The sequence below is a fragment of the Exiguobacterium undae DSM 14481 genome, from assembly GCF_000620805.1.
GTDB classification, from domain to species: Bacteria; Bacillota; Bacilli; order Exiguobacteriales; family Exiguobacteriaceae; genus Exiguobacterium_A; species Exiguobacterium_A undae.
In genome coordinates this window covers 1,341,168-1,356,766 of the sequence record NZ_KK211187.1, presented here as the reverse complement: position 1 = coordinate 1,356,766, position 15,599 = coordinate 1,341,168, and the positions used below count along the sequence as shown (strand labels likewise).

Here is a 15,599-nt window from a genome sequence, read left to right as displayed (position 1 = left end):
TTTATTAATCCTGGACTCAAGGTTTCCACCCCACTCCGTTAATCTTTGATCGTAAACAGATGTTCAATCTCATTTTTTTGCGGACGACGCATCAGCTTCTGTACTTCTTCTGCCGGGGTATGCCCGTCAAACAAGACATGATAAAGTGCCGTCGTAATCGGTAATTCACATTGCTTCGTCTCCGCCAAATCATAAGCAGCCTGCGTCGCACGAACACCTTCAACGACCATCCCCATGTTTTCAAGGACGGTTTCCAGCTTTTCACCACGACCAATCGCATTGCCCGCCCGCCAGTTGCGGCTGTGGACGGATGTACAGGTGACAATCAAATCACCCATGCCCGTCAGACCGGTGAAGGTCATCGGATTGGCGCCAAACAACGTACCAAGTCGAGCGATCTCAACCATTCCCCGAGTAATCAACGCCGCTTTCGCATTATCGCCGTACCCGAGACCGTCTGCCATACCGGCAGCTAAGGCAATGATATTTTTAAATGCCCCGCCTAGCTCAGCACCGATGATATCGGCATTCAGGTATACGCGGAAATTGTCATTCGTAAACAATTCCTGGACACGTCCCGCTTCTTCCATATCAGTTGAAGCAACCGTCACCGTCGTCGGTTTACGTAATGCGACTTCCTCCGCATGCGAAGGTCCCGTCAAGACACAGATGGCAGAGCGCTTGGACGGATTAATTTCCGCTTCCATCAGTTCGGATAAACGCAAGTGTGTTTTTGGTTCAATCCCTTTGGACGCGTGAATCAATACGACCGGATCCGTCAACAAGCCATTTAATTGGCGGGAAACGGAACGAATCGCAGAAGAAGGGGTCACGATCAAAATATGCGACACCCCAACAACTGCTTCTTTTAAATCGGTTGTGGCCCGGAGTGAGACCGGCAACGTCACACCTGGTAAGAACTGCGTATTTTCATGATTTTGATTAATGGCATCCACATTTTTTTGGTCGCGGCCATAGAGGACGACCTCATGACCGTTATCTGCTAAAACGAGCGAAAGTGCCGTTCCCCAACTCCCGGCTCCAATGACTGCGATTTTTTTCATCATGATTCACCTTGTCCTTATTGTTTTTGACGTGCCAGAATCCGAATCGGTGTTCCTGTAAAATCAAAGGCTTCACGAATCCGGTTATCCAGATAACGTTTATATGAGAAGTGCAATAATTCCGGATCGTTGACGAACAGAACGAACGTCGGTGGTCGTGATGCGACTTGTGTCGCGTAATTGATGCGTAAACGAACCCCTTTATCTGTTGGTGCAGGATTCATCGCTACTGCATCGACGATGACATCATTCAAGACACTTGTCTGAATCCGTTGTGCGTGACTCTTCGCCGCTTGTTTAATGACAGGAAGTAACGTCTGTAAACGACGTTTTGTTTTCGCCGAGACGAAAACGATTGGTGCATAATCCAGGAATCGGAATTCTTCGCGAATTTCTTCTTCCATTTTTTTCATCGTTTTATCATCTTTTTCGACAGCGTCCCATTTATTGACGACGATGACGATTGCGCGTCCGGCTTCATGAGCATATCCCGCGACTTTTTTATCTTGTTCGATGATGCCTTCTTCGCCATCTAATACGACACAGACGACATCTGCCCGTTCGATTGCTTTTTGAGCCCGCATGACGCTGAATCGTTCTGTTGACTCATAGACTTTTCCGCGTTTACGCATACCGGCTGTATCAATGATGACATACTCTTGTTCGTCCCGTGAGAACGGTGTATCAATCGCATCGCGTGTCGTACCGGCGATGCTTGAGACGATGACACGTTCTTCTCCGAGAATCGAATTCGTCATGCTTGATTTCCCGACATTCGGACGTCCGACTAAGGCAAACTTAATGGTATCTTCATCGTATTCGATGTCTTCTTTATCCGGTGCCAGTTCCAGCACACGGTCAAGCATATCTCCGAGTCCTAAACCATGCGTTCCGGAAATCGGATACAAATCACCGAATCCTAACGAATAAAACTCATACATCAAATCCCGCATTTCAAAGTTATCGACTTTATTGACCGCAATGACAACGGGTTTGTTTGAACGGAACAACATATTTGCGACTTCTTCATCCGCCGCCGTAATGCCTTCACGTCCGTTAACCATAAAAATAATTACGTCTGCTTCATCGATGGCGAGCTCCGCCTGATGACGCATCATTTGAAGTAGGGGCTCATCCCCGACTTCGATTCCACCTGTATCAATCAAATGAAAATGACGATTCAGCCATTCTCCAGTTCCGTATATACGGTCGCGGGTAACGCCTGGCTTGTCTTCTACGATCGAAACCCGATCTCCAATCACCCGGTTAAAAATCGTCGACTTTCCGATATTTGGGCGACCTACGATCGCCACTACTGGAATTGCCATCCCAACACCTTCTTTCTCTTCTCTCGCTTCATAGCCGTTCTATTGTATCAAATCAAGCGGTTTTATACCATATCTATCCGTAACATAAAAAAAGTGGACACGAATCGTGTCCACTTCCAATCGATTATTCTTTTGAATCGGACTCTTTTTCAGAGAGGTCCGCAACTGAGAAGCCTTCATTTTGATCCGTGTACTGTGAATAATCATCTTCCGATGATTCTTCTTGTTCCAGCACCCGGGTCGAGAGGGAAATCTTGTGCTCCGCAAGATGCACTTCAAGCACTTTCGCTTCAATCTCTTGCCCCTCTTCCAACACTTCTGACGGCGAACCGATGTGACGGTTTGCGATTTGCGAAATGTGAAGCAGTCCTTCGACTTGTGGTGCAAGTTCGACGAAAGCACCGAATTGGACAATCCGTCGGACGCGCCCTTTGACGATATCACCGGCTTCGATTTTCCCTTCCATCTGTTGCCATGGACCGGGTTGCGTTTCCTTGATCGATAACTTGACCTTTTCCGTATCACGATCGACGCCGAGTACCTTCACTTCGACTTTTTGTCCTTCCGTGACGATATCAGACGGACGTTCGACGCGGTGGTGGGCCATCTCGGAGATATGCACCAACCCGTCGACACCGCCGATGTCGACAAAGGCACCAAAATCTGTCAGGCGTTGGACGGTTCCTTCTAAGATTTGACCCACTTCCAACTGTTCAAGTGTTTCTTTTTTCTTCGCGTTCAGTTCACCTTCGACCACAGCTTTGTGCGAAAGGATGACGCGATTTTTTTCTTGGTCTAACTCGACGACCTTGACTTCAATCGAACGACCGATATAATCAGAGAAATCTTCCACGTAATGCCGCTCTACGAGTGATGCCGGGATGAATCCACGAACGCCGATATCGACGACAAGTCCTCCTTTGACGATGTCCTTCACGACAACTTCAAAGATTTCACCCGATTCGTATTTCGCTTCGACTTTTCCCCATGCCTGCAAGGCATCGACTTCACGTTTTGAGACAACAACTTCCTCGTCTGTAATTTTCTTCACTTTTACTTGTAGTTCATCACCGACTTTTAACACACCTCGAATGTCTTCCAGATGGAGACTCGAAACTTCGCTGATCGGCAGGATTGCTTCTGTTTTGTATCCGATATCAATGAGTGCTTGCTTGTCTTCAATTTTCACGACCATTCCGGTTACTACCTGGTCCCGATGAATTTCAAAATCAGGCATATCTTTCATTTCTTCGACCATTCCAACACAACCTCCTCACGATGAGTACAAGAAACGTATGAATACGTTTATCCTTCTTCTAACTTCTTACAATTCTGACTATTTGTCAAGGCATTACGCGTGATTGAAGTAGACGGTTTTGATTTCTTCTAAAATTCGTTCAGAAATCGCCTTCGCTGCGCCTCGTTGATCTCTTAAATCCGTAATATCAACAGGTTTGCCGACTACGACCCACATGCGTCGAAACGGACGATAATCACCGATGATCGCAATCGGCAGGATGTGTGCCGGGGAACGTAAGGCAAAAAATCCGACACCCGGTTGGGCAGAAGTAAACTCACCGGGAGCTGATCGGGTGCCTTCCGGGAAGATACCGACCGTTTCGTCCGTGTTCAGTAATTCAATCGTCCGCTTTAAGGCTTGACGGTCACCTTGTCCACGCCCTACCGGATACGTACCTGCAGAAATCATGATCTGCTTCAAGACCGGAATTTTAAATAATTCTTCCTTCGCCATGTAACGGACGGAGCGGCTCGTTGGAATCGCACTGACTAAAAAGACGGGATCCCAGTTCGAACTATGATTCGCACAGACCAACAGCGATCCTTCTGTCGGAATATTTTCCTTTCCCGTCACTTTCAAACGGAACACCGTTTTTGCGATGATGAGGACAATCAACCGGGCAAGTCGATAGACGAAGTCATTCCGTTTCATTGGAGGACACCTTCTACCAGTTCTGTCAGACGCGTCACGACTTGATCAATGTTCATTTCTGTCGTATCGAGATAAATCGCGTCTTCTGCTTGTTTCAAGGGAGAAACGGTCCGTTCGCTGTCCCGTTTATCACGTAAAGCGATGTCTGCTTGCAACGACGGCAAATCACTGTCCATGCCCCGCGCGATGTTTTCACGATGACGGCGACTCGCCCGTTCTTCGACGGATGCCGTCAAGAAGACTTTTAGTTCCGCATTCGGTAAAACAACTGTTCCGATATCACGACCGTCCATGACGATTCCGCCGCGTTCTGCTAATTTCCGCTGGGCCACGACAAGGGCCGTGCGGACTTCTGCTTGACGTGCAACAAACGATACGTTGTTCGTCACTTCGTTCGTCCGAATGGCTTCCGTCACTTCCCGTTCTCCGATGAAGACACGTTGTCCCTGGTCCCCCGGTGTCAGACGGAGGTCAAGTGACTTCATCAGCTCACCAAGCGCTTGTCCGTCTTCTAAATTCAGGTTTTGTTCGAGTGCTGCCAGCGTGATCGCACGATACATCGCACCGGTATCGATATAGACATAATCCAGCTGCGCTGCCAACTGTTTCGCAATCGTACTTTTTCCGGCACCTGCAGGTCCGTCTAGGGCAATTTGAATGTTCTTCATGAGTAGATTCGTTCCTTCCGTGTTCACCATGTCACATGGTGTATAGTTTCGACCGTTATCATAGCAAAAAAAAGGGCTCACGTGAATGGATTCGTGCCTCGTCGCGAATTTTTCATCTGCGCTTGGTAACAGTGCCGCAGGACAAGTTCGCGGCTCCGGTCATTGATTCGGGTAAATTGAAACGCCAGTTCATAACGCGTTTCTCTTGAATCGACGCGGACGAGCTCCGCCAAGACATCCACTGTATGGGTGGCACCGTCCCCTGTCGGCAACAAGAAGGTCAACTCCAGCTCTTGTTTGACATCAACCGGGACTTGGTTCGCTAACACAAGAATACCACCGGCCGATAGATCCAACGTCACCGAGGTGAAGGGTTCAAACTCTGTCTTATGCGGGTGGATCGCCACATCCAGCAGTTGCGGCACGCGAACAAATTGCCGGCGCTGGACGCGCTGAATCAATTCTTCACTCGGACGTTTCAGCGCATAACGTTGTCCCCGCAGCGGATCATTTTGACGTTCGACGACCTCTGTTTCGAATCCGTATAATTTTCCTTTTTCTTTAAAAAAGTAAAAGGCAACTGGCTCATGATCCGATAAGATAAATGTTTTTAACGTCGAGACCTCACTTGGTGCCTCAATCCAAATCAGACGATTCGTCACAGCCGTCACTTTCGTCCGTCCTTGACGATCCTCTTGATTGGTTATCATTACTAAATCCCCGTTTTGTATCATGTCACTCTCTCCTAATTCATTCTATTCAATTGCTTTTTCTGTTATAACGCTGGTTCAATCGATTGGCACTTCGGATTTGGTACAATCCGATCGTCCATAAAATCACCATAAATAAAATCGGAATGATTGAAATGCCACCATTTTCCAATATTAACAAATTAAAGATTATATGTGCAATCATCGGTATTAAAATCGAGACCCCCAACCACCGGTAAGGATGAGCAGAGAACTTGGCTTTCCCCATAAAAAATCCCATGATGACCGCAAATAAGGCATGTCCGGAAACCGGTAACAGCGCCCGGAAAATCATATGTTCGACCGTCCCATTGACCATCAGGTAAAGAATGTTTTCCAGTGTGGCAAAACCCAGCGAACAGGCGACGGCATAAATGATTCCGTCATAGTAATCATTAAACCGTTGGTGGATATAGACCGTATAAAAAACAACGAACCATTTTGCAAATTCTTCCGTCACGGCTGATCGGATCAGTCGCACGGATTCGAGTCCCCCGAATTCACTCTGGATGATATAATCGATGAACATTAATGGAAAAACGAGTAAAATCCCGAAAATAAAACTTCGCAGGATATAACCGACCGGTTCCGATTCATGTTCATGTCGTAAGTAGAAGTACGTCAACAATGCAATTCCTGGGGCGATTCCTGAGAAAACGATTGGTAACACGTCTCCTCCCCCTTCCTATTCTCTTAGAATAAAGGTTTCTCGCAGAAAAGAAAACCGCACCCATTGTATCTCTTAAAAAAAAGGGTACAATGTTAATGAAAATGAACGGAAAGAAGGTGAAGGTTTCCTGTCGACCCGACGGTGACCGCATTATGAAAAAATTACTTTTGATTCACACTGGAGGAACGATCGCAATGGCTCAAAACCATTCCGGTCACGTTTTACCGAATGATATCAATCCACTGGACGCCTCACTGCCGCGGGCAACAGATATCGCCGACATCACGACACGACACTTTGCCAATCTTCCCTCTCCCCACATGACACCGGACATCATGCTCAGACTGGCGCACTTCATCAAAGATGAATTACAAGCCGGATATGACGGAGTCGTCATCACTCATGGTACGGATACGTTAGAGGAGACGGCATATTTTCTCCAAGTGACACTCGGTGCCCCGATTCCGATCGTGCTGACCGGCGCCATGCGTTCTTCGAATGAAGTGGGCTCGGACGGTGAATTCAATTTGATCACGGCACTTCGTGTTGCCGTCAGTGACGCAGCAAAAGGCAAAGGGGTACTCGTCGTCTTCAACGGGGAAATTCATTCTGCCTTTAACGTCACGAAAACGCATACGTCTTCCGTCGATACTTTTAAATCAGTTCATTTCGGAAACTTGGGGATGGTCACAAAAGACCATGTGTATTTGTTTAACACCCCGCTCTTAAAACCGACGCATATGGTGACGACGTTAAGCAAACGGGTCTCGGTCTTAAAAGTGTACGCCGGCATGGAACCCGATCTGCTGCTAGCCGTCGGCGAACTCGGTTACGACGGTCTTGTGCTGGAAGTACTTGGTCAAGGGAATGTTCCACCCGGCATCGTTGACGCCATTCGAACATTGACCGAAAAAATGCCGATCGTGATCGTCAGCCGCTGTTTCAACGGCATCGTTCAGGATGTATACGGGTATGCCGGTGGCGGTCAACAGCTCAAGGAACTCGGTCTGATTTTTTCAAACGGTTTGAATTCGCAAAAAGCCCGCCTTAAATTAATGATCGAGCTTGAAATCGGCGCCACGCATCACGCGCTCGAAGAATCCTTCCGGGTCGAATGAATCACCGGTTTTTATACAAAAGGGAGAGGCCTCCACTTGAACAGTGGTCAGCCTCTCCCTTTGATGTCTGGTTTTTATGGTTGTGCTGTCTCCCGCTCCAGTCGATGCACGAGACTGTCCGCAATCAAAGCGCCGTGGAAACGACCGTTTTCAATAAAAATCTTATTGGCGTCATACCCGGCCGCAACGACACCGGCGATATAAATGCCATCGACATTTGATTCCATCGTTGCTTCATCAAACACCGGAATCCCCGTGTCCGGATCGATGTCGATTCCGGCATCGGCAAATAATCCGACATCCGGTGTATAACCGGTCATCGCAAACACAAAATCAGCTTTAATCGCCAACCGTTCACCGCCAATGGAATAGATGACGTCCGTGTTCGTGATTTCTTCGATCGTCGCATCAAACACCATCTTCACTTTTTCGGCACGTACCAGCGATTCGAAGTTCGGCAATACCCATGGTTTGATGGATGGACTATAGGCCTCTCCACGGTACAGCATCGTCACACGGGCCCCCGCTTTTTCAAGTTCAATCGCTGCATCGACACTGGAGTTCTTGCCACCAATCACGACGACATCCTGACCGTAAAACGGATGACCTTCTTTGAAGTAATGAAAAACGTGCGGCATGTCTTCACCGGCTACGTTCATTTTGTTCGGTAATCCATAATAACCGGTTGCAAGGACAACGGAACGCGCGCTTCTCGTCACCGCTTGCCCTCCACGGACCGATTTGACTTCGAATCCATCTGCAGTCCGTCCGACGTGTTCTACCGTCTCAAACGGTCGGATGATGACCCCTTTACGCCGGACTACTTCCCGATAGTAGACGAGTGCATCTTGACGTCTTGGTTTTAATTCTTTATTTATAAAAGGAACACCGCCAATTTCCAGTTTTTCACTGCTCGAAAAAAAGGTTTGGTGGGTCGGGTACTGATAGATGGCTTCTACAATATTTCCTTTTTCAATCACTTCGACCGATAACCCTCGGTCCTGCATTTCGATCGCTGCCGACAACCCACAGGGACCTGCGCCAATGATGATACAATCCAACATATGTCTTTCGCCTCTTCCACTTGCTTTTTTATCATCTTAGCAAATCTTTTGAACTGAAGAAAGGAATAACATTACAAAAAAAGCCCACTTCAAGATGAAGTGAGCTTCGTCTGATTTAGACCCAACCGCGGAAGCGTGACGCTTCCGCCATTTTCCGGACACCTACCATGTAGGCGGCTAGTCGCATATCGACATTACGTGTCTGTGCTGTTTGATAGACTTGATTAAAGGAGTTTACAAGCACTTTCTCAAGCTTTTCGTGGACTTCTTCTTCCGTCCAATAATACCCTTGATTATTTTGAACCCATTCGAAGTAAGATACCGTTACCCCACCGCTTGAAGCGAGAACGTCCGGCACGATTAAAATCTCGCGTTCTGCCAAAATCTTCGTTGCTTCATTGGTTGTTGGTCCATTTGCCGCTTCGACGACGATACTCGCTTTAATATCATGCGCATTATCTTCCGTGATTTGGTTTTCAATGGCCGCCGGAACAAGAATATCACATTCCAGCTCTAACAGTTCCTTATTGGAAATCGTATTTTTAAAGAGCGTCGTGACTGTACCAAACGAATCGCGACGATCGAGTAGGTATGGAATATCCAGACCGTTCGGGTCATGTAACGCACCGTAGGCATCACTGATCGCAATGACTTTCGCCCCAAGATCATGCATGAACTTCGACAAGAAGCTTCCCGCATTTCCGAATCCCTGTACCACAACACGTGCGCCTTCGAGGGTAATGCCTTTTTTCGCGGCAGCTTCCCGAATCATGATGGCGACACCTTTTGCCGTCGCGGTTTCCCGTCCATGCGAACCACCGAGAACAAGCGGCTTCCCTGTGATGAATCCAGGTGAGTTGAATTCATCAATCCGGCTGTATTCATCCATCATCCATGCCATGATTTGTGAGTTCGTAAAGACATCCGGTGCCGGAATATCTTTTGTGGGTCCGACGATTTGACTGATCGCCCGAACATACCCGCGACTGAGACGTTCGATTTCACGAAAACTCATTTCGCGCGGATCACAAATGATACCACCTTTACCACCGCCATACGGTAAGTCGACGATTCCAGCTTTTAAGCTCATCCAAACCGACAATGCCTTGACTTCGATTTCCGTCACGTTCGGATGGAAACGAATTCCGCCCTTTGTTGGACCGACGGCATCGTTGTGTTGCGCGCGATAGCCCGTAAAGATTTTCGTTGATCCGTCATCCATGCGGACCGGAATCCGAACTGTCAGCATGCGAAGCGGTTCTTTTAACAGTTCATACATCTCATCCGGGTAACCGAGTTTCTCAAGTGCTTCTTTGACGATTTCTTGTGTAGCTTCGAGTACATTCTTGCGATGATTTGCGTGTTGTTGGTCAGTGATCATTCCAACGTTCCTCCCCATAAGTGGCATCCCCTATGCCGTTTCCTTGTTCGGATAAAGTATACCCTTTTCTGAACCGTAATGAAAGGGGTTGCCACTATATTTGTAAGCGCTTTCTATCGTCTGGTTCTTTTCATTTATTTTCGTTTCTTTGCAGCGGACTGATGTCGTTCGAGTGCGAGTTCGATAAATGTCTCGACAAGTTCCGGATATTCAATCCCGACTGCCCGTGCGCCATCCGGGAACAGGCTCGTCGACGTCATACCTGGCAACGTGTTCGTTTCTAAAATGACCGGTTGTCCGGATTCCGGGACAAGAAAGTCTGTCCTCGAATAGCCGGCACAGCCCAATACTTGGTGCGCGAGAATCGCCCATTCCTGTAATGTCTGAGTCGTCGCCGCGTCAAATTGTGCCGGACAAATATGTTCCGATCCACCGATCGCATATTTCGATTCATAATCATAAAATTCATTTTTTGGAATGATTTCGATGACAGGCAGGGCCTTTTCCTGACCTTTCGAACCGATCACCGGGACCGTCACTTCGCGTCCTTTGATGAATTGCTCAATCAGCACGGCATCGTCCGCCTGAAAAGCCAGTTCAATCCCTTGACGCAACATCTGTTCATCCATCGCAATCGTCAAGCCATTCGAAGATCCTTCTTGTGCTGGTTTGACGACACATGGAAACTGGTGGTCCCATTGCGTCATTTTTTGTTCGATATCGTCCCCCCGCTCAATCAAGACATCACGGGCAATTCGGATTCCTGCTTTTTCAAAGTGGATTTTTGAACGTGCCTTATCCATTGCAAGAGCTGAAGCCAATACACCTGAACCGGTATACGGAATTTCCGCCATTTCAAGCAACGCTTGGACACGACCGTCCTCTCCAAATTTACCATGGAGGGCGATCACGGCCACCTCCACGTCAAGCGTCAGGATTTCTTCCGCCCGTTCCGGATGAAAATCAACGGCCACGACATCATGCCCTTTACTTTCCAATGCTTCCACAACTGATTTCCCGCTATTTAATGAAACTTCACGTTCTCCAGAAATCCCGCCAAATAATACTGCCACCTTCATACTGTTCACTCCTTCATCTTACGTTCACTGTTTATCATACCATCACTTTTTATACGAAAAAATACAAAATGGTCGCAATCCTTACACGGATACAAAAAAGCCACTTCCCGACAACAGCTCGGTGAAGTGGCTTTTCCGAAAGAATCATCCGCACTTATTCAAAACAATGTGACTGAACATCACTGCGAAAAGGTTGTCGCAAGGGTCGAAACGGCTTGTTCCGCCATAATCGTCTGACCATACTCTGCCATCACGAGTGGACTTTTCGGGCTTGGTTGACCATACTCCGATAAAATCGTCGTTACGGTTCGTTCCACCGATTGTTTCATCTGTTCTTGGAAGTACAGATAATAAGTACCTTCAAACAGATACAGCGTACCACCGGTCTCTGTCTGATCCATATGACGCCGTAAGCCGTGGCTTGCCTGAATGACGTCTTCAAAGTTATCCAGTTGATACAACACATGATGGACGATATCCACGGTCATCCGGATTTCGACTTGATCAAATTCTTCAAATGTTTCTTCCGGGACAGTGCCTTCACGCCGAACGTCGACGAGCATGCCGTCATTCGGGAAAAACGTCACGAAAAACTCCAATGTCCCAACGGCCTGGAATCCATAGTTCGATTCCGCTTCTTCCAACAGATTGCGCAATAAGGCTTGTCCTTTGCCGACAGCCAAGGTCTCCGGTCGAACGTCGTGGACGGACAGTTCTTGTCTTGAGACGAATACCCGTAAATGTCCTTGTTTAAATTGTTCAAACCTCATAATTGACTCCTCCAGTCACTCGGCAGAGTACATACTCTCCGTTCAATATGACACACACTATACACCAGTTGTTGGAGTGAGTCGACTTAACCAACTTTTCCAAGCCGCATCGTGCGATCCGAGCAACAAATCACCGTACTTTTCAGGATGCTGATCGACGGCATAACCACCTAAACCAATTTCGGTTTGCGGCACTTCCAGTTGAATCTGAGCGATGGCTTCGTCCAAGTCCTTTAGATGATCCGAGATCGTACAGGACAAGACGACGGCTCGGGGCGTTAATTGTTTCGTTACAGTCACAAGGTCCTGTACCGGAATACCGGCACCAAGAAAGATGACGTCAAACCCGGACTGGCGTAAATAGAGTGTAAAAAAGAGCAACCCTAGTTCATGTTCCTCTTCCGGTGCGCAGACGCATAAAATCCGCGGTAAAAAGGGATTGATCGGCATTTGAAGGGATAATGTCGAGAGACGTGCGCGTAAAAAAGCCGTCGCAAAATGTTCATGCGCAATTGTAATCGCACCCTTTTCCCACTTCATCCCAATCTCATGTAAAAGCGGACCGACGATATCCTGGATCACCTTGTCAAAACTAAACATCGAAAAGGCTTTGTTCATGATGTCGTGTGCATGTCGTTCCTCAAAGTTCGTCAAGGCCTCGAACAGTTGATCTCGTAGTTCAATCCCATAATCAGTCGGGACTTCTGTTCGATTGACCGGCATTTCATATAGTTGAATGGCTTTCGAAACCGATAACCCTTCTTTTTGTTTGTCGACAATCCATCGAAGCTTCGCTACATCGCTGTCACTGTAAATCCGATGACCCGATTCACTTCGATCTGGATCCAGTACTTGATAACGTCGTTCCCAAGCACGAATGGTCGTCGGATTGAGTCCCACCAATGCAGCAACTGCTTTGATATTGTATTTCCCACGATCCATGCATCGTGCCTCCTTTCTTCTTCCCTTTAGTATACCCGTAAAGGAAAAAAATCTCCGTTCACAATGTGCGCTTACATCATGAAACCGATGGAGACGAAGGCGATGATGATCGTAATCATAAGAACCGTCAGTGTAATGGCCAAGGGGTTTTTAGCAAATGGTTGTTTCAAACGTTCATTGCGAACGTGTTCAATGCGTGATGAACGTGGAGGCAATGTGGTCCGTTGTTCATCTTGCCGATTTTTTCGTTGATCGTGTTTACTCAATTTCATCACCTTTTCTAAAAATAAGGATACTACTAGTTTACACTGAATGACGGGATGAAAAAAAGACTTCTTCTAATCGGCGTTTCCAGTTCAGTTGGTCGTCTTCCGTCTGGATGATTGGTTTATCTTCCGTCAAGTTACCGCAAAGATCACAACATCGGTCTTGCACAACAGCTGTCTCATCAAAATGATGCAAGATAAAGGCACGCCGACATAATGTATTTTGAATATAATTTATCATCTGCATAAGTTCACGTAAACGTATTTTTTTTCGGGCTTCCTGCCAGTCGATGATGTCCGATCGACTTTTACCGTCCATCAATTGAACTTTGAGTAAGCGGTAGGCGGGATCGTCTGGATCGAGACCTAAACGGTGTTCCATCGTCTCAAACGATTCATGCCGCCGGCGTCCCTCCACCACTTGATCAATCCAGAGGGAGGGGGCATATTGCTTCTCGAGCAAAAAATGCTGCAGGCGTTGATCACCCGGTGCATAAAGCAAGATGGCAGTCGATGGTTTTCCGTCGCGTCCGGCACGTCCGATTTCCTGCATATACGCTTCGATCGTCGCCGGCATCGTGTAATGGATGACGGTTCGGACGTTCCCTTTGTTCACACCCATGCCAAAAGCACTCGTACAGACCAGACAGTCGATTTCATCGTATAGAAACTGCTGTTGAATCAATTGCCGGTCTTCTGCTTCCAGCCCGGCATGGTAATAGGCTGCATTTGTGATCTGTTGCGCGATCCGTTCCGCTTCCCGGCGCGTCGTCGTATAGATGACACAAGGTCGTTCGACTTTTTTTAACCATGCCTCTAAAAGCCGGTCCTTATCGTCTTGTTCCGCCTGATCAACAATCAACTGAATTTCCGGACGATTGACCGAGTGGCGGATTCGATTCGGTTGCTGCAACAGGAGTCCCTCGACGATGTCTTGTTCCACCCGTTTGGTTGCGGTCGCAGTCAATGCCAAACACGGCGGATTCCCGAGTTGACGCCGGACATGACCCAATTTGGCATAATCTGTCCTGAACTCATGCCCCCACTGCGAGATACAATGGGCCTCGTCTACGACAAACAAATTAATTTTCACGTCAGCTAAACGTTGCTTGACTTGCGGTACGGCTAATTGCTCCGGCGAGAGATACAGATAACGTAATCGCGGTAACTGATGTAACACCTGCTCTTTTTGTTCACGTGTTTCGAGTGACGTTAACTTGGCAACGGACCGCTCTCCGCGTTGTTTGATTTGCATGACTTGGTCCTCAATCAGTGACAGCAACGGTGATAAGATCAACGTTAATCCTTCCGGTTGAAGATAGGACGGTAGCTGATAACAAATCGATTTTCCTCCACCTGTCGGCAAAATCGCCAGCGTATCTTGACCGGAAAGAACCGATTCGATGATTTCTTGTTGCCCGGTCCGAAAATGGTCGTATCGAAAAAAACGTCTTAGTACTTTTTCCATCACCGATTAACCACCTTTCTCGCGAGTGCGACCCGAATTTGAAAATAATCGATCTCATGGGTCAACTCCTGTTTAATCCGCTTCAAGGAGAACGTCTGCAACCGATCAGACACTCGCACGACGTCCTGATATTCTTCCTCTGATAAAAATTGATTCAACGGAAAAACAGCGGCGTACATCGCAATTTCAACCAAATGGTCTTCCATCGTACTTTTTTTCAAGTGCCGCCGTTCAGCAATCTGAGGCACGGCATATCCTTGTTTCAGCATCTCCCATGTCTTTTTAGCCGACTGTGTCATCTTCGACTGATCGATGTCTATTCCGTAGGACATGAGCAGTCCCGCTTCCGGCAGGTGCCGGATGCATTTACGCCAGGCGATCAGAAATTCCAACTGTAAGGATCCGGTATCCGCTTCCAGGTATCCGCTTAATTGCGGATAGCTCAAGCCGGTTTTTCGTCCGGACAACCGATAACTGATTAAAATCGCTTCTCGTTCGCTCAATTGCATCAATGCCTGCTCGAGTTCTTGATACACGGCACGAAGCCAAGCCGACCGTTCCGTTAAGGAGGACAGCTGGTTGCGAACCCAGTCTTTTGTCGCACTGTCTTGTTGAACCGGGACAAAGGAAATTCGTTGTTCTAAACAAATGACAGTTTGCAACAGTAAACTGATCCGTCTCCATAACACGACCGGATAGCCGCGTAACTCGCCGCCTAAATCATCGATCAGGAAAGGTGAACGGACATGACGTCGGCCTTCCTCCGTCACTAGCAACGTCTGCTGTTTTTCAATCCAACCGTCTTGTTCAAGTTCTGCCAAAACTTGTTCAAACCGTTCTTTTTTAAAGGGCAACATCCCAAAAACGGATTCCAACTCATAAAAATGAGCGTCTTGTAAAGACGTAGCCGATCGTTTCCCTTGAAAGATATGGTACAGACTCCGGTCCGTCCGTTCATTTCGTAATCGAATAATCGCTTCCAGCACTACTTGTTTCAACACCGTCCGTTCCATATGTCGCCCCCCTTCCACCTTCACCCTGTTCGGACCTTTGAATACAAATCCTGTTGTACTTCATTTTA

At 47.5% G+C, this 15,599-nt stretch carries 16 protein-coding genes; 1 reads left to right on the top strand and 15 read right to left on the bottom strand.

The features are described from left to right. Positions 1-38 precede the first annotated feature (38 nt). The 7 genes from P397_RS0107485 to prsW form a co-directional block, all read right to left on the bottom strand. The gene (locus tag P397_RS0107485; RefSeq protein ID WP_028106051.1) at positions 39-1,064 is read right to left on the bottom strand and encodes an NAD(P)H-dependent glycerol-3-phosphate dehydrogenase; all 1,026 of its coding nucleotides are present in this window, start codon (positions 1,062-1,064) and stop codon (positions 39-41) included. 17 nt (positions 1,065-1,081) lie between these two features. Beyond that, positions 1,082-2,392: a ribosome biogenesis GTPase Der gene (gene der / locus P397_RS0107480; RefSeq protein ID WP_026832696.1), complete on the bottom strand. Its 1,311-nt coding sequence runs from the start codon at positions 2,390-2,392 to the stop codon at positions 1,082-1,084. A 124-nt stretch (positions 2,393-2,516) separates the two neighbouring features. Beyond that, the gene (gene rpsA / locus P397_RS0107475) at positions 2,517-3,650 is read right to left on the bottom strand and encodes a 30S ribosomal protein S1 (RefSeq protein WP_028106050.1); all 1,134 of its coding nucleotides are present in this window, start codon (positions 3,648-3,650) and stop codon (positions 2,517-2,519) included. A 93-nt stretch (positions 3,651-3,743) separates the two neighbouring features. Continuing rightward, the gene (locus tag P397_RS0107470; protein ID WP_028106049.1) at positions 3,744-4,343 is read right to left on the bottom strand and encodes a lysophospholipid acyltransferase family protein; all 600 of its coding nucleotides are present in this window, start codon (positions 4,341-4,343) and stop codon (positions 3,744-3,746) included. Further along, the gene (cmk, locus tag P397_RS0107465) at positions 4,340-5,011 is read right to left on the bottom strand and encodes a (d)CMP kinase (protein ID WP_028106048.1); all 672 of its coding nucleotides are present in this window, start codon (positions 5,009-5,011) and stop codon (positions 4,340-4,342) included. The genes P397_RS0107470 and cmk overlap by 4 nt, the downstream gene beginning before the upstream one ends. 77 nt (positions 5,012-5,088) lie before the next feature. Then, on the bottom strand, positions 5,089-5,745 hold the full coding sequence (locus P397_RS0107460; RefSeq protein WP_035387603.1) for a flagellar brake protein: 657 nt from the start codon (positions 5,743-5,745) through the stop codon (positions 5,089-5,091). Positions 5,746-5,770: 25 nt separating this feature from the next. Next, the gene (gene prsW / locus P397_RS0107455; RefSeq protein ID WP_028106047.1) at positions 5,771-6,430 is read right to left on the bottom strand and encodes a glutamic-type intramembrane protease PrsW; all 660 of its coding nucleotides are present in this window, start codon (positions 6,428-6,430) and stop codon (positions 5,771-5,773) included. Between the two features lie 152 nt (positions 6,431-6,582). On the opposite strand from prsW, the gene P397_RS0107450 reads away from it, so the two are divergent. After that, positions 6,583-7,548 carry an asparaginase gene (locus P397_RS0107450; protein ID WP_026832690.1) on the top strand — a complete coding sequence of 322 codons (966 nt, stop codon included), beginning with the start codon at positions 6,583-6,585 and terminating at the stop codon, positions 7,546-7,548. 74 nt (positions 7,549-7,622) lie between these two features. On the opposite strand, the gene P397_RS0107445 is transcribed toward P397_RS0107450, so the two are convergent. The 8 genes from P397_RS0107445 to P397_RS0107410 all read right to left on the bottom strand — a co-directional run bounded on the left by P397_RS0107445 (position 7,623) and on the right by P397_RS0107410 (position 15,531). Continuing rightward, positions 7,623-8,612, bottom strand: coding sequence for a YpdA family putative bacillithiol disulfide reductase (locus tag P397_RS0107445; protein WP_026832689.1), 990 nt, complete (start codon positions 8,610-8,612; stop codon positions 7,623-7,625). Positions 8,613-8,727: 115 nt separating this feature from the next. After that, positions 8,728-9,993, bottom strand: a complete 1,266-nt coding sequence (locus tag P397_RS0107440) for a Glu/Leu/Phe/Val family dehydrogenase (RefSeq protein ID WP_026832688.1) — start codon at positions 9,991-9,993, stop codon at positions 8,728-8,730. Positions 9,994-10,127: 134 nt separating this feature from the next. Then, the gene (locus P397_RS0107435; RefSeq protein ID WP_028106046.1) at positions 10,128-11,072 is read right to left on the bottom strand and encodes a D-alanine--D-alanine ligase; all 945 of its coding nucleotides are present in this window, start codon (positions 11,070-11,072) and stop codon (positions 10,128-10,130) included. A gap of 179 nt (positions 11,073-11,251) precedes the next feature. Beyond that, on the bottom strand, positions 11,252-11,842 hold the full coding sequence (locus tag P397_RS0107430; RefSeq protein WP_028106045.1) for an adaptor protein MecA: 591 nt from the start codon (positions 11,840-11,842) through the stop codon (positions 11,252-11,254). Positions 11,843-11,899: 57 nt separating this feature from the next. Next, entirely contained in the window at positions 11,900-12,784 is an 885-nt protein-coding gene (locus P397_RS0107425) for a MerR family transcriptional regulator (RefSeq protein WP_028106044.1), read from the bottom strand. Between the two features lie 71 nt (positions 12,785-12,855). Then, on the bottom strand, positions 12,856-13,050 hold the full coding sequence (locus tag P397_RS17165; RefSeq protein WP_035387602.1) for a hypothetical protein: 195 nt from the start codon (positions 13,048-13,050) through the stop codon (positions 12,856-12,858). 37 nt (positions 13,051-13,087) lie between these two features. Next, positions 13,088-14,518 carry a RecQ family ATP-dependent DNA helicase gene (locus P397_RS17160; RefSeq protein ID WP_035414100.1) on the bottom strand — a complete coding sequence of 477 codons (1,431 nt, stop codon included), beginning with the start codon at positions 14,516-14,518 and terminating at the stop codon, positions 13,088-13,090. Further along, on the bottom strand, positions 14,518-15,531 hold the full coding sequence (locus P397_RS0107410; RefSeq protein ID WP_028106043.1) for a helix-turn-helix domain-containing protein: 1,014 nt from the start codon (positions 15,529-15,531) through the stop codon (positions 14,518-14,520). The genes P397_RS17160 and P397_RS0107410 overlap by 1 nt, the downstream gene beginning before the upstream one ends. Positions 15,532-15,599 lie beyond the last annotated feature (68 nt).

Bases quoted from the DNA above. Each gene is read 5' to 3' on its own strand.
- P397_RS0107445 (WP_026832689.1), bottom strand. From the start codon at position 8,612: ATGTTGGATTGTATCATCATTGGCGCAGGTCCCTGTGGGTTGTCGGCA.
- P397_RS0107450 (WP_026832690.1), top strand. From the start codon at position 6,583: ATGAAAAAATTACTTTTGATTCACACTGGAGGAACGATCGCAATGGCT.
- P397_RS0107425 (WP_028106044.1), bottom strand. From the start codon at position 12,784: ATGGATCGTGGGAAATACAATATCAAAGCAGTTGCTGCATTGGTGGGA.
- rpsA (WP_028106050.1), bottom strand. From the start codon at position 3,650: ATGGTCGAAGAAATGAAAGATATGCCTGATTTTGAAATTCATCGGGAC.
- P397_RS17160 (WP_035414100.1), bottom strand. From the start codon at position 14,518: ATGGAAAAAGTACTAAGACGTTTTTTTCGATACGACCATTTTCGGACC.
- P397_RS0107470 (WP_028106049.1), bottom strand. From the start codon at position 4,343: ATGAAACGGAATGACTTCGTCTATCGACTTGCCCGGTTGATTGTCCTC.
- P397_RS0107435 (WP_028106046.1), bottom strand. From the start codon at position 11,072: ATGAAGGTGGCAGTATTATTTGGCGGGATTTCTGGAGAACGTGAAGTT.
- der (WP_026832696.1), bottom strand. From the start codon at position 2,392: ATGGCAATTCCAGTAGTGGCGATCGTAGGTCGCCCAAATATCGGAAAG.
- P397_RS0107485 (WP_028106051.1), bottom strand. From the start codon at position 1,064: ATGAAAAAAATCGCAGTCATTGGAGCCGGGAGTTGGGGAACGGCACTT.
- P397_RS0107410 (WP_028106043.1), bottom strand. From the start codon at position 15,531: ATGGAACGGACGGTGTTGAAACAAGTAGTGCTGGAAGCGATTATTCGA.
- P397_RS0107430 (WP_028106045.1), bottom strand. From the start codon at position 11,842: ATGAGGTTTGAACAATTTAAACAAGGACATTTACGGGTATTCGTCTCA.
- P397_RS0107460 (WP_035387603.1), bottom strand. From the start codon at position 5,745: ATGATACAAAACGGGGATTTAGTAATGATAACCAATCAAGAGGATCGT.
- cmk (WP_028106048.1), bottom strand. From the start codon at position 5,011: ATGAAGAACATTCAAATTGCCCTAGACGGACCTGCAGGTGCCGGAAAA.
- P397_RS0107440 (WP_026832688.1), bottom strand. From the start codon at position 9,993: ATGATCACTGACCAACAACACGCAAATCATCGCAAGAATGTACTCGAA.